Source organism: Bacteroidales bacterium (assembly GCA_013141385.1).
GTDB lineage: Bacteria > Bacteroidota > Bacteroidia > Bacteroidales > Tenuifilaceae > UBA8529.
In genome coordinates this window covers 1-14,737 of the sequence record JABFRB010000015.1, presented here as the reverse complement: position 1 = coordinate 14,737, position 14,737 = coordinate 1, and the positions used below count along the sequence as shown (strand labels likewise).

Annotated in this window: 9 protein-coding genes and 1 pseudogene; all 10 read right to left on the bottom strand. The window is 34.8% G+C overall.

The window, feature by feature from the left end; translation table 11 throughout:
• Positions 1–254: 254 nt before the first annotated feature.
• Complete coding sequence (locus HOO91_08175; GenBank protein ID NOU17519.1) at positions 255–485, bottom strand: hypothetical protein; 231 nt, start codon at positions 483–485, stop codon at positions 255–257.
• 143 nt (positions 486–628) lie between these two features.
• The gene (locus HOO91_08170; GenBank protein NOU17518.1) at positions 629–1,015 is read right to left on the bottom strand and encodes a hypothetical protein; all 387 of its coding nucleotides are present in this window, start codon (positions 1,013–1,015) and stop codon (positions 629–631) included.
• A gap of 127 nt (positions 1,016–1,142) precedes the next feature.
• The gene (locus HOO91_08165) at positions 1,143–1,502 is read right to left on the bottom strand and encodes a hypothetical protein (protein ID NOU17517.1); all 360 of its coding nucleotides are present in this window, start codon (positions 1,500–1,502) and stop codon (positions 1,143–1,145) included.
• A gap of 164 nt (positions 1,503–1,666) precedes the next feature.
• Positions 1,667–3,073 carry a caspase family protein gene (locus HOO91_08160; GenBank protein ID NOU17516.1) on the bottom strand — a complete coding sequence of 469 codons (1,407 nt, stop codon included), beginning with the start codon at positions 3,071–3,073 and terminating at the stop codon, positions 1,667–1,669.
• A gap of 220 nt (positions 3,074–3,293) precedes the next feature.
• Entirely contained in the window at positions 3,294–3,866 is a 573-nt protein-coding gene (gene def / locus HOO91_08155) for a peptide deformylase (GenBank protein NOU17515.1), read from the bottom strand.
• Between the two features lie 130 nt (positions 3,867–3,996).
• Positions 3,997–4,348 (bottom strand): annotated as a pseudogene (locus HOO91_08150) (VOC family protein).
• 279 nt (positions 4,349–4,627) lie between these two features.
• Complete coding sequence (locus tag HOO91_08145; GenBank protein NOU17514.1) at positions 4,628–7,294, bottom strand: hypothetical protein; 2,667 nt, start codon at positions 7,292–7,294, stop codon at positions 4,628–4,630.
• A gap of 435 nt (positions 7,295–7,729) precedes the next feature.
• Entirely contained in the window at positions 7,730–9,067 is a 1,338-nt protein-coding gene (locus tag HOO91_08140; GenBank protein NOU17513.1) for a PQQ-binding-like beta-propeller repeat protein, read from the bottom strand.
• A gap of 445 nt (positions 9,068–9,512) precedes the next feature.
• Positions 9,513–9,902 carry a hypothetical protein gene (locus tag HOO91_08135; GenBank protein ID NOU17512.1) on the bottom strand — a complete coding sequence of 130 codons (390 nt, stop codon included), beginning with the start codon at positions 9,900–9,902 and terminating at the stop codon, positions 9,513–9,515.
• A gap of 149 nt (positions 9,903–10,051) precedes the next feature.
• Positions 10,052–12,952, bottom strand: coding sequence for a M28 family peptidase (locus HOO91_08130; protein ID NOU17511.1), 2,901 nt, complete (start codon positions 12,950–12,952; stop codon positions 10,052–10,054).
• Positions 12,953–14,737: the final 1,785 nt, after the last annotated feature.

Sequence of the window (14,737 nt, the reverse complement as noted above, 5' to 3'; positions counted from 1 at the left end):
TAGTTTTCGTAAATGCCCACACCAATAGTATTCCATGTGCTGTTGATCCATATATCCTGATTAAGTATTACATGACCCGAACTATTCTTCCAACCATCCAAAGCATCTTCAGCAATGGCATTACTACTAGACCAATGAGCAATTTCAAAACCGTTTCCCTTATATGATGTTAGTTCACTAGGTTTATTCCACATACATTGCGCTTGCGTATGATCGGGGGTATAGCAGCAAGGAGTCCAATTACCCTTGGCAGACTAGCTATGCATATTGCAGGGTTCATTATCGGGATGATTATTTTGTAAATCCTTAACATGTGTTTGGGCAACAATAGTAAGCGATGGAGAAATTGGAATGTTGGGAAGCCCATTCGCTTTCCAATATTCCATGATGAGATTATATAATTTGGTTTCTTCATCGGTTAAATTTTGCGAATAAGATGTGACGGTTATTACAAAGAAGAGTGCTAGTAAAAGATATTGTTTCATTTGTTATAGTTAAAAAGTGGTTGCTAAATTAGCAAAATCTTTAATGTCGATCAGCTAACAAACTATTCATTTTATTTAATGGATTACAACTTTAGAATGCTTGCTTTGGCTCAATAACTAACTGTAACAAATTGAATATCTAGTTAATTAATCGGCATTTTACTTTTATTTCTGACTAGCGATAAAATCAAAATGATAATTAACCAGAGCCCTAAAACTAATGCCACATAGGTAAAGGAACTTGAAACTTGTTCCAGTCCTTTAGAAATGGTTGCATTTTCCGATTTAAGTAGATAGTCATATTTCCCTTCACAGTCTCTGAAAGATACAGCCATTGAGCCCAATAACCCAGCAATTATAATTGTTGAAATAAAACCACCACTCCAGAGTGCATCAAATTTTTCGGTTAATTTATTAATAACAAACTTAAATGGTCGTAGATATAAAACAATTAGAACACTTGAAGTAAGCGCAATGAATAGTCCCGCAAAATAAACAATAGCAATATGAAATTCTGTCCAACTTTTCATACGTACATGTTTTTAGTTCATTAATAATTAATAAGTTACGGTTATAATTTTAAGACTCAGTACTGAGCGTATGGAACACCCATATTCTGTTCATTGGTGTATATGTAATCTCAATTACATGGGTGTTTCATTTTTTAATCAATCTAGCAACAATGTGAAGAATAAAAAATGTTATAGCCAAAACTATTAATGTTGTAAACAGACGACCTAATGATTCCTGAATTTGTGCTGCGGAATCCCATATAAGTGTTAGCCAGTTAGACTTTTCACCTACATTGTAAGTGTTTTTTAAGGCGGCGCCAACACCTCCAAGTATTATAATAATGTTAGTTAACTTAACAAAAAACCTTGCGATATCAATATCATTACTATATACTTTAAAGAATCGTTTAAGTCCTTTGTTAACTAAATAGATTAGACCAACCGTTACTGCTACGCAGAACATGAATGTGAGTAGATACGTCAGAAAAAATGTTGAATTTTCCATTATTGTACTTTGTTAGTGGTTAATATCTGCTTTATATAGCTTTTTAAATTTTGCGATATAGTTTAGGATGGCAAATTTCCAACTTTAACCCGTAAGTTAGTAAAAACTTTGTAATTGTCAATTCTTTAGTTGTGTCGCCATCTTTTATTTGTTGCAAACTCATATTATTTTAATCTCCACTGCTTCCATGTTTCAGCCACATCTTGGCTGGTATTAATTACAGGGTTTTGCTCTTTGGAGTTTACAAGTAAACTTTCAATGGATATTTTTTCATTTAAGGATTCAAATAGTTCTGAGTAGGTTACATCCCCTTCAGTCTCTTGTAGTTTTTTTAGTAAATAATAGGTGAACATACCATGCTTTTCATCAGCAAAGGGAAGTGATGATTGCTCTCCACTACTTGATGAGAATACAACGATATTTCCAGCAAGGACACCCTCTTTCGGTTTAACCTTTACACCACGACTTGCAATTAAACCAGCATTTCTGCCCCCTCCCGTAAAACATGCATCTAAATAAACCGTGATGCGCTCCGATGGAAACATTGTGAGACTTGAGTATAAATCCTGTAATTTAATTCCTGATGTAACATTTGCACCATTCACATCAACGGGGATTAAATAGGGTTCTTTCGTATTTTCATCAGGGAGCCCATGTCCAGCATAAAATACAATTAATTGGGATTTTCCATTACACGCTTTTGAAAGTAGTTTAAGCTTATCAATGCCCTGATTAATCTGCCCAACAGTAGCATCAAGTAAAAAGGTAATATTCTTCTCTGGTATGCCTAGAGTATTTATACAGTAATCTTTAAATGCCGAAGCATCATTTCTTGCATAATCAACATTGCTTTCGCTCTTTAAATCTACCTGATGAGAACTATAATCCTCATTGCCTATAACTAAAGCGAAACGGTAAGGGTTTGATGTAGTGCTTTTGGGTATATTTTTATCTACATTCGATAACTTTTCATATTGATAACTACTTTTTGAGTTGGAATTAACGTATACAATTTTTGTAATTGTATCGGTTTTAGCCTTAGAGGAATAATTAATGGCATAGGTTTTAAATTTACTATTGTCAGTATTGGGATTTTGAACTAATTGCCCATTCACCTTTAGGGAATTAAAAAATGGAAACACGTCTTTATCCTGAGCATATGACTGGCTAGAGACGTATGCCAGAATGTAGGCATCGCCATATAAGACTATTTTATACTTATAGCAAACACCTTGACGTTGAATCTCCATTTCCGTTACCTTTAGTCTGCCTATTTCATATTTGCTTTTAACTACTCCACCAAGTCTTTTAAAAGTATTTACCCAATTCAAGAGAGCAACTTTTTTCTGAATTAATATCTGATAATTTAAACCCCCTTCTACTTGAAGATTTAACGTTGCAACTGGGGGGTCGGAAAGAGAATTTACATTCCCACTAAGAATTGGTTTAGTTGGAAATTTAATCTCAACATTGTATCCATATGGTGAGTTTGTATAAACGAATTCTTCACTTTGAGAAAAAACGTTTGCTGACAATAATGTCACTATCAATAAAATAGCAGTTTTTTTCATTTATTTATGTTATAAATTGCTCAATACTTTATATTGATTTTGTACTCCGAAGGTAGACTATTTATTTAATTCAATTTGTAAAAAGCAACCAATTAAAGTAAATGTGGTAGGGAAATTATAAATATTTTGCAAATCGTTGATTTGAGTGTAGGTTTGTGAGAACTTACAAATGTTGTGTACTATGCTTATTCTTTATAGAAATTCAGTTTTTAGATCTTCTTTATTTCATTTTATACTTGGTTTTTATCTCTCCTTTAGAAATCTTAATCAGTTTGCTATTAATCAATTTTTTTTTTAATGGATTTACATAATCTATATATAATTTACCCTCAGTATGGTCGTATTCGTGCTGAATTATCCTTGCTGTAGTTCCTGAATAAATTTTTGTCTGTTTCTGAAAATCCTTATTGAAATATTCAATTTCAATTGCCCATGATCTTTCTACTTCCTCAGATAAGGTTGGGATGCTCAGGCATCCTTCATTCTCAATCCATAAGTCATCAGAATACTTAATAATTCTTGCATTTATAAATGTTTCCTTAATACCTTCGTCTCCTGCAAAAAGTTCAGCTCTTTCCTCCGTGTCCATTCTATCAAATACCTCCTTACTATCAACGATAAATAGTTTTATCAGATGACCGACCTGTGGTGCAGCAAGCCCACTACCATCAGCAGGGTATAACGTTTCCCACATATCCTCTATGAGGTTGTTCAGGTTTGGGTGGTTTTGGTCTATCTCTTCACATTTTTTTCTAAGAACACTTTGTCCGTATGATACAATCGGCAGAATCATTTCTAAATAATTTAATGTTTTTTTTAAAGGTTATACCCAAATTAACTGCAAGTTAATGAAGTAATTATTTTTTCACGAAGTTTTTTAACTATTTGGTTACCCCGCCAACAATTTTGCCATACACTAGGGTTCATAGTTCTATTTTATTACCCTCAATATCCATTATATGAACGAATTCTCCATACTCATACGTTAACTATTGTTACACCTTCTTTCTTTGGCTCTTCAACAAGTATTTCAATGTTTTCAACTCTATAGTTTATCATAAACTATAGAGTTGATGGTTCAAAACGCTTTGTTTTTTCGGCAAAAAGGCTCCATTGGGTAAACCCTTTCTTTGTTGTATCTGCTCCTTGTTGTCATTCAAAAGTTGTCCCGTACTGGTCAGTATTCAAACCTAGATGAGTATTATATCATTCCTTCATTTTGTTAGGATCTTTACACTTAAAAAAAATACCGCCAATTCCAGTTACTTTTTTCATTTTTATCTGTTCATTTGAATGTTTGGAAACTATTGTTTTAAAAGTAAAACCCAAACAGAATAAGGTTGCAAGATATTGAGACTTTCTTCATTTTATTTATCGGAATAATGTTCGTTTTGACAAAATATGCTAAGTGCTAGCGGGTTTGTGTACTCTGATTGTAAATATAGTAAAAGTTATTTAAAGTTGAAAAAAGAGAAAAATCAAGCACTTTTTACTTAATACTAATAAGAAACGAACATTCATATAGCCATTGGGATATATGATAATTTCAATTTATTACTGCCAGTTTAAATCAAAAAATCCTTTTTTAATCTCGTAACCTTTTTTATTCCATATCACGTAATCATAATTGCCAATGATTACAAAATTTTTTCCATACAATCGGAAATCTTCTGCTCGATTGGCACCCATGTATAAAACATATTTTTTTGTATTAAACGGGTTGGGGTATATGAAACAAAAAGAAAGATTTTTCTCTTTTATCTCCTCATTCCTGAATATTAAGTTTGATTTATCATACTTTATAGGTAATCGGGAGATAAGATCGCATATTTTAGGGTTCTTATATTGGTTGTCAAAAAGTATGATATTACAATCGTTAAAAGACTCATTATATTTATTTTCCTTTATTGTATTCAGGTTGAAGAAAGCCTGTTGGCCCCAATCCCTCGAAATCATACCGGAAATAGACGTGTCATTGTCTGGTTGAATATATGCGAACTTATCCGCAAAAAAGTGATTAATGGGCCCTTCAATGTATTTGTTTTTCTGGTTGTTCAACGGTTTTTTCTGGCCTAAATTGATACAAATACTGTCGCAGATTAAACCTTTATAACTTACCTTGCCATTTGTATAGATGAGTATGGGTTTGCTTTTATCACTCTTAAGATTTTTCGGGAAAATAGTATATTCAGAAATATTTACTGTTTTAACTTGAATGCTGTTTTTATTATTATCATATATTGCTGTAACTTCTGCTTTACCTTGCTGTATAAATTGATCTAACCTGATCCAATATGCTTTGTTATACTTTTGTTCATAGGTTGTGTAATAAATGGTGTCAGGACATTGGTTCCTGTGTTTGTTTTTAAAAAATTGAAATATTGGATAGTGGCAGTTTTTAGGCAAATTGTAATGGGACTCTTTTTCATTTCTGTTATATAGCGGTTTAAATCCATAACTTTCTGCCAAATTAACAAAATCATCTGAATTACTTACAGAGATAACATCATCTTTAGTACTGTGGTAAACATAGATTGGTATATTGAAAAGGTTGCCTACAAAATTGATTGGAATATTGTAGGCGTCAAATTGAGATTTTGTCACGGCTTGAAATAAAGATAAGCCTGCAAACATGTCGGGATATCTGCTTGCCAGCATAAGCACTCTGGTCGCACCGGCACAATCTCCCATTAAAAACACCCTGTCAGGATCAATATTATAATTTTGTTTAACATCTTCAAAGGCTTCGAAAAAATCAGTTGTGCTAATGGGACTAGAAGATGAATTGCCCCTGAGATAAGGCCATAAAAGGGCAAAACCTGTATTATCTGCAAGTTGTTTTTCCCATTCAATTTGATCTATATTAGAAAGATACCAGCTTTTCAACATTGGGCTTAACGGGTTATGAGAAAAGGGCAGTACAATAACCAGTGGAATATTTTTTTGTGCCAGTACTTTATCTGAAACATGAAACATGTAATATTGATATTGTCCATCTATTTTTGATAGGTATGCCCTTAAATATGTTTCCCGGGCATTTTTATATAGTTTGCTTTCGTCCTTCTTTGCATTTTCCAATATGTTTCGTATAGAAAATGCAGTTATCATCACGTTTTTATCATTAAATTTTATTTCACTCCTCGATTTAATTAGATATTCTTTATGCAATAAATAGTCAAGTCTTTCCATTGCTCCATCAAGACTTGCCTTATCTTGTTTGTTAAGTATTTTCAAAGCTTCAATCTCTGCTTTAAACGAATCATTTAACTTTAATATATCCCCATGATAAAACATTTCTTTGAATGTATCAGGCGGCGATATAAAAGAACATTTATAAAAATCATCTTTTAAAGAGTTAACAGGAATTTGGCAATAGCCAACCGCATCTGCTGTAACGTTTATGCTGTCATATATTTTGTGATTGTTAATTTTATCAGAAATATAAACCTTAATGGTTTTTCCTGCCATATATCCCCCAACATATGTATTCAACGTATCTTGATTTTGTACAATGGGGTTAACAATGAAATCTGTAAAACAATTTATTCCATATTCCTCTTTTGCCGTTTGGATATCGGAAAATTTACATATCAATCTCCAGCATATATGATTTATTCCACGATTTGTTTTTATCATTAAAAAATTTTTACCTTTTTTAAGAGGCAGTGTCATAAAGTAGTCAAACCCTTTGGGGAATGAGATTTTTCCTGTCTCCTTTTGTATCAAGCGGTTATTTAACCAGATTTTTATTCCAAAGCATGTGCTGGCAAGTAAAATAATTTTTTGCTCGTTATCGCTTTTAATGTTACATGCAAGGTAAAAATTACTTTCTTTCCCCACTATACCAGTTTTCCCAATCAAATCTAGAAAATCAATATTATCAGAGGTAACATTAAACGATATATTTTTAAAGTTTTGATGAAGAAATTTTTTATTTGTTGCGGACTCATAGCTAATTTTAAGAAAATCCTTTTCACTTAAACTGTCCTCCCTTAAACCAAAACATTCCAAATTGTTCTCCTCTATAGAATTTATTTCATTTGTTTTTGAACTGTCGTATAAAAAAGGCCCTGCTAATTGCACATTTTTTAAATCAATCTTTCCTTTGAACCCTTCTTTTAATATCAATTTTGGAAACCCATTGTTTTTGCACGATGTAACGAAAATAACAACAGAAAATGTAAGCCAATAAATCCAGCTAAAGTTCAATTTTGATTTCATACGTAAATAATCTAATATGATTGTTTGTGTGTACTAAAGAATAATAAAATTATCATTTATAAAAGAACTAATATATTTTAAATCCAACTCATAACTTTTTGCTGAACGAAAAATTTTGATAATTACATTTAGTTCAAATCTTAAGCCCTTTATTGTTTTAAAAGGGTTCTAATTTTTCAAAAAAATTAGAACCCCATATACATTTATTTTTCTCTGCGAAGAGAATTTTTTAATTACCCATAATATTTGATGCCATGTGTCCTAATAATTTTCGGAGCCGCATTGCTATCCCACTGGTCAAGCCAAACTGTTGCTAATCCGCTGTATATCTTGTAGAACAAGGGGTATGTTGATAACAGCGATTTATTCCCATTATCAACAATTAGCTATGTTTTATTGGGGTCTGGAGATGTCATTAAATCGAAAGAACTATCGTTATTTAGAAATACAATATAAACTTTTAAATCCTCTTAGTAGCAGTTCATTCCCCACAATTGCTGGAGATGCGTCAAAATTATCGTCAAGTTTATTTTTGGCAATGACTTTAAACTCAGCTCCATCTTTAATTACTGAGCATGTTCCCCGTCTGTCAATTATATAAATATTCCCATTTGCCCAAACTGGTGAGGCATATACACCAGCCAATCCTTCTAGTTTTAAAGCGGCATAATAGATTTCTCCATTTTTGGCATCAACACAACTTAATTGTGCGCAGCTTCCCTTTAGATAATATAGTTTTTCATTCTTTAATAAAGGAGAGGGAACATAGGATGAGTTTTTATCTTTAGTCCAGATAACAGCATTTGAATGTTCTAAATTATCTTTTGCAACTTCTAAGTTAATTGCCTGAATACCTAGTTTAGTCATTAAAAAGGCTCTTTCTCCATCAAATACAGGACAAGGAATTATATCCTCCCTTAATCCATTGATTTTCCAAATTACATCACCGGTCTCGAGATCATATCCTATCGATTTATTGTTGCTAGGTACTATTATTTGTGCTTTACCTTCAAATTCAACAACTATAGGAGTTGCCCATGTTGTTTTTTCATCCCGATTCTTTTGCCAGATTTCTTCACCTGTTTTTTTATTTAAAACATATATTTTTGATTGTCCCTCATGATCCCAAACAATGATTAATTTGTCTTTATAAAGAACTGGTGATGTTCCTTCGCCAAAAGCGTTTTCAATTTGCATATCGCCAAAATCTTTTTCCCAAATCAAGTTTCCATCCATGTTAAAACAATAAATTCCATACGAACCTAAAAATGCAATCACATGTTCCCCATCGGTTGCGCATGATGCTGATGCCCAACTGCCATTATTATTTATGCCTTCATGAGGGTATTGTTCACGCACAACTTTTTTCCAAATAATTTCACCATTACTTCGATTAATTGAGTAAACTACAAATTGTAAAAAATTCTCAATTGTCCCTGACATACCGAATAACTTTACAAAAGTAGGGCTCGTTTTTTTTAGCCTTTTAATTGCCTCTTCTGTTGCTTTTTTATCAAGTTCAATAGCTGTAGTAATAAAAATTTGGTTTCCCCAAACCACAGGCGTTCCAATACCTTTACCTGGAATTGGCGTTTTCCATTTAATGTTTTTTGTTTCACTCCATTCCGTTGGTGGTGTTCCATTCGGCGAAACACCATCAACATTTGATCCACGCCAATTTGGCCAAGTATCAGTACTATCTTGAGCAGCTAATTGCAGACTTAAAAGCGTTAGTGAAAATAGCGCAACCTGAAAAGTAATTTTTAGTTTCATTTATCCTCCAACTGTAATATTACGTATACAAAAGTATCTTTTGTAATCTTTATCTCAAAGCTAACCAAAGTTATTTACAGTCAAATGAGGATTTGATCTTAAAAGTTTACGATAAACCATCACACCTTCCCAACTACTTACCTATATATCTTTAATGTGGTTAGATACATATACTCAAAAAGACAGAGAGAGGGAATGTAAAATAGGGAATTCTTCTATATTCTACCTTATGTTTTTTCAATTCAGCCAAAAGTCAACTCAATTTCGGTGAATTTCACTTCAATTATGGAAGAAATCATTTCAAAATGGGGGATTGTAGTTACTGAGTGGCTATTCAATTTTTGAGAGATATAACTATTATCTAGTCCATTGGTTAATCTCCAAATTTCTTTAGAACGGTAGTTATGAATTTTATAACCAATAATATGGGGGTTGATTTCTGTAACTATTTTATTTTAAGTCTATATATCAATGCACCGATATTCCTTCTGTTATCGGAAGGGGTGACTATAGTGATATTCTCAAAACAAATCTTTATTACCCTCATGTTCTTCCCTTTTAAACCGGTAAGTGCGCTCCTCATCTCATCGGTTAGCTTGTTGGAATTGCTTTTAAATTCTGTAAGGAATACGCCACCCATAAATACTAAACCAAAACCAACAATTGAGTATTCTTTAGTATTAAGTGATAGCTCGCCTATTCTTATCAAATCGTCAATTTGAATGGTATCGGTTAGATTGTACCCTTTAATACAGGCCTGAATATTTTGCTTAGTTTGGCAAATTGCAGTTGAAGTAATTGCTAAAAGTGCTAGGGATATAATTAGTTTCTTCATGGGTATAAAAATAGTTCAAGTTACTAGATGCTTGTTGCTGATATCTTTTTATTTGCATGATATCATGATTGATGCAAAACTTCATGGTTACGACCAAAGTTAAATATTGTAAGTCACAAAACTAGCAACTAGTGACTAGTAACTTGAATCTACTCATTAACAGCTACCCTTGCCACTGTTTCAATGCAGATTGCGGCTAGCGCAGCACCGTAATCCAAATCGATATTATCCATTGTGTCCTTAGTATCGTGGTAGCCGGTACGATGCAAATCGTAATTCTCCATAAAGAGGACTATGGGCAAACCAAGATCCGAAAATATCTGCCCATCGGTGTTGTAGATGGAACTGAATGGATCGAACTTGGTTCGCACTTCGCCGTTTAGCGGCAGATGCCGTGCAATTTCGGGCATGGTTTTGTCATCGGTGGAGCGTTTTCCCCTTGTTGAGTTTAGCCTTTGAGGATTCCTGTTCCAATCGTGGGTGCTAACATTCCAAATCATATTGGCGATATGCGCTTGCTGGGCAATTTTAAGCGATTGTAAACTTTTACCCGGCGATATCTGGAAGATATCTTTAGCGTTATCCCTATTATGACCAATCATATCCATTACAAAAGCACCCACAATCTTAGTTTCCGACAGGTCGATTGTATTATCCTTATCAAGATGGAGTTTCAACGTCTTTTCAATTATCGCTTTGCAAAAGTTGCGTGCTCCCATACAATCGGATGGGAACTCCTCACCAGTAAGATGAATCAGCCAAATATCCCTTTCCAACTTATTTTGCTTCGACATCTTCAGAAATATTGATGCCGCTTGAAGTAGAGTAGATGTAGCCGAATAGTTATCGTCTGCACCATTTGCTGAAATTCTTGCACCAGTACCACCTCGATCTTTATCGTAAATATCCTCCATATAGGCAGTATCGTAATGGTCGCCCATAACAACGGCCTCCTTGCGATTTTTTCCCGGGATAACCACAAGGATATTCCTTTCGTAGGTATGCCCTTCGTGGTTTCGCTTCCATCCTCCGAAAACATCAAAAGCAAAATCGGTTTTCCAACCGAATGGCAGCTCTCCGCAGAATGCCTTGCCCTCCATGCCCTCTTTACGAATCGCTTCGCGATGGCGCGAAATTAGATAATCACCCAATTGTTCCAAATCCCTGTGATGATGAGGTGATTGCTTTATAGTAACCTCATCGTGAATGCAATCGGCATTATCTTTATTAATAAATTTTCCATGAGCAAGGTAGTAGATATCGATCCACCAAGCCTCCTCAAACTCCCGTTTAGCGGTTTGTTCGTAGGTTAATGCGTACGGAAGTGCCCGTGCTTTGACCACAGGCTCAATCACCTTTTCAACCGCGTCTTTTAGGAATTTCCCAGTTTCAGGGTCTTTAGCATGATTTGGAAGATCTGCTATCCATTGATCCAACGATGCATGTTTACCGTATCTAATTAGATGTCGTGCAAAATCGTAGGGAAGGGGCTTACAATCAAGTTTTTCGGAATGATCAAGTAGGTTGATAATATTAAAAGCCGTTTGGTGGTGGTAATGATCGTGTTTACAGTTGATATCATGAATTGCCGTTAGGTGTGTTTTCCTCCGCAGTAACCTAGGCCATAGTTCAATGGGGTTGGCTATATCGGTCGAATTAGTATCGTAGGCAACCATGTAACCCAGCAGTGATTCCGAAAGAATTTTGGTTTCGCCAGTTTCCTGCAAATTGTAAGCAACCACTGGACGATGCCAGTAAACCTCATGTTTTCCAACACGCATTGCTGGAAATATAAATCGGTAGCCGAAAAGCCCTCCTTTTCCAAGCGTGATTTCTGCTTTAGCTATTGCGTGTGCGTTTGCTTTTGGTCCATCGATAAGTAGTTTGAAATCCCGAGTCCAAATCTGGCAATTCTTTACCATTGGCTTATCGTACAAACCCATTGAATCCAGCTCAGTGCTAAAAAGTACTTTATTGAGATTTGCCACTCGAGGGTGGGATAGGAGTTCATCCTCATGTACATGAACACGTTGCCAGCGATGCGTACGATGGTAGGTGTTATTTACCAAATCGTGCTGGATATCGTTATGATTCCCTGGGCGAGGTTCATGCAGCCATCCCGATTGGGGTACACGCAGCCCACCATGCCCGCTATGCCTCGACACCAATTTAAGCAATGGAATTTGCATTGCCATTGGAAGCTCATATCGCAAATTGCGATATGTAGGCATACCCCAGAATACTAGGCTCCCGGGAAATGGCAGAAGGGCTAACCTCCCAGAGAAATAGAGCTGTTTAACAGCATCAGGAAGATTTGAGAATGGAAGGAATGTTAGCAGATAACGAACCTCGTCATAAGATGATTGGTTGTTTACTATAAAATCCCCAGTCCACTTTGGTAGTGGGGTTGATGAATCGCTTGGAAGTATTCTAAAACCTGCGTTTTTTAGCATTGCCCAATCATCAACAATTTCACTATATGCATCCTTAAGAATGCTGGCAATAAATGATAATGACTCCTTTTCTGCTATTTCATTGGTGGGAGAGGTGTAGAAACTTTTCCAGAAAGTATTTTCAGGCCCTTGCTCGCTACCCCCAAAAAGTGTCCAACGAACACGCCCCTTATCGTCCTGTGTGCGGGAGAGTGCAAGGCTTAGAAACGCAACAAACCGTTCATGCTCCAATTTACCAGCTTGTTCTGCAAGCTCTGGAGGCCAGTAAGGATTATCGATAAGATTTTGTTTGCCGTGCCCAGATATATGATATTCTGTGATTCCCTTTCCCAACTTTTCGATGTAGTGCATTATCTGCTTTGAGATATGCTCTAGCCCGGGCTTGAGCTCAAGCTCCTCCTCCAGTTCAGGGATATACCAACCATACTCATCTTTACTCCTAAAAGTTGATGAGTCAACCTCTCCGTACGGACTACATCCCACCCTTGGAGGCGGCATAAACTCTGAATAAGCAGGTAATGGAAAATTACCCTCACCCTCAAACCACGGGAAACCCTCAAGAAGTTTCCTCCAACCAGCAGAAAGTTTATTATCCATAGAGAAGTATTAAAATGATTACAACTTCCCCAAAGTTAAAAAAATAGGTGGGATGATAGTAATTTGTGGGTGGGATAATTTGGTGGGTTAAAAATAGGGTGATTTGAAGTTAGTAATCTTGTGCTTTGATTTTACTATAAAGAAACATACCTATTATTATCCTGAGCGCAGCGAAGGATCTTAGATGCTTCACTCCGTTCAGCATGACAAGAAACAGTGTGTTTTGGAAACTTCAACCCCCTTCCTTAATAATGATGAATTGTAATATGAATCCTTTGTCATTCTGAGCGAAGCGAAGAATCTAGAATACTTGCCTTCAGCTAATCCTTTTGCTTTTGTCAACCAAACGCCAGCAGGTTCTTCGAACTCTACTGGGTTTTCCAAGGTGCAAGACCTTCCAGAGTCTAAAAGACCTGGAAGCGTCTGGTGAGAGTACAAACCCCGTCAGGGTTCAAAACCCTGACGGGGTTAACGCCAAACCAATCAATTAAAAAACCTTATCTTTTTTCGAACAACCTTAGTAGAAAACAAACAACAACGATTCAACCTTATTACCTTATTATGGGATAGAAATATAAATTAAACCCGCCAAATAAGGTAATAAGGTTACATAGTATGCAATTTACCGTTTTTGCTACTAATGTTGTAAAGGAAAAGGGAGATAAGGTTTTTCCTATTGGTGGTGCAAATCATTTAAGCATTTTTTTAAATCGGAGATATTACAATTACCTATTATCGCAAATTGCGATAGTAGGTTTGATTGTAGTTTGATATTTTTTCTTTGGAAAATATTAAACCTATCGGGAGGAGTGATGAATATTCAAACTTTTTGATTTTATAAAAGTTCCGTAGGAACAAAATATTGGTAGAGAATAAATAATGTTAAATTTCAAGCTCCGTAGGAACGGCATATACGTTGATTTATATTTCGCTCCTACGGAGCTTAAATGGATTTTGTGATTTTGCCCTACCAATATTTCGCAACTACGTTGCTATAAAAGGACGAGCATTCTTTTGAATAGGATATCACTTTTTATCATTCCATCCGTTTGGGTTTCAAACTAAAGAGTTCCGAACTTTCTCAAAATTCGGAACTCTTACATGTACCCATATCGCAAATTGCGATAGTATATATAATTTATATTTTGGGTTTGATCTATTTAATAAAGCATTCCATTAATTTAGTTCGACAAGAAGGTAATATTATGTATCGTTTTGATATTTTAATATAACATGTTATATATTTAATGAGACGTTTTATTGATTTAATATGACATGTTATCCATTTAATTACGCATTTAATTAGTTTGATATGACATGTTGACCATTTAGTGTAGCGTTTTATTAATTTAATGTGACATGTTGTCCGTTTAGTATAGCATTTTATTAATTTAATATGACATGTTGTTCATTTAGTATGGCATTTCGTTAATTTAGTGACTCAAGTTAATAGTATGATACCTCAAGTTGATAGTTTAGGGAAGCATTTCGTTAATTTAGTTTGACAAGAAGAAGGTTTTGTGTGTCGTTTTGATAATTTATAAAGACGTTTTGAGTACTTAATATATCGAGTTGAATATATGATGTATCGTTTCTAGGATTTATTATATCAGCTGAATAATTTTTATAGATATATGAAGATATTGTTTACAAAACTGGAGAGTGTAAAGAAGATTGTGTAAACAGATTTTTTATTGTCTACACCTATTTTCAAAGATAATCAAATACTGATTAAGAATTAAGCCCCAATGAGCGATAGGCGAAGTCCAAGCCTCCTCGATGTTT

Excerpts from the sequence above, each read along its gene's own strand:
- HOO91_08175 (NOU17519.1), bottom strand. The coding sequence starts at position 485 with ATGAAACAATATCTTTTACTAGCACTCTTCTTTGTAATAACCGTCACA.
- HOO91_08170 (NOU17518.1), bottom strand. The coding sequence starts at position 1,015 with ATGAAAAGTTGGACAGAATTTCATATTGCTATTGTTTATTTTGCGGGA.
- HOO91_08165 (NOU17517.1), bottom strand. The coding sequence starts at position 1,502 with ATGGAAAATTCAACATTTTTTCTGACGTATCTACTCACATTCATGTTC.
- HOO91_08160 (NOU17516.1), bottom strand. The coding sequence starts at position 3,073 with ATGAAAAAAACTGCTATTTTATTGATAGTGACATTATTGTCAGCAAAC.
- def (NOU17515.1), bottom strand. The coding sequence starts at position 3,866 with ATGATTCTGCCGATTGTATCATACGGACAAAGTGTTCTTAGAAAAAAA.
- HOO91_08145 (NOU17514.1), bottom strand. The coding sequence starts at position 7,294 with ATGAAATCAAAATTGAACTTTAGCTGGATTTATTGGCTTACATTTTCT.
- HOO91_08140 (NOU17513.1), bottom strand. The coding sequence starts at position 9,067 with ATGAAACTAAAAATTACTTTTCAGGTTGCGCTATTTTCACTAACGCTT.
- HOO91_08135 (NOU17512.1), bottom strand. The coding sequence starts at position 9,902 with ATGAAGAAACTAATTATATCCCTAGCACTTTTAGCAATTACTTCAACT.
- HOO91_08130 (NOU17511.1), bottom strand. The coding sequence starts at position 12,952 with ATGGATAATAAACTTTCTGCTGGTTGGAGGAAACTTCTTGAGGGTTTC.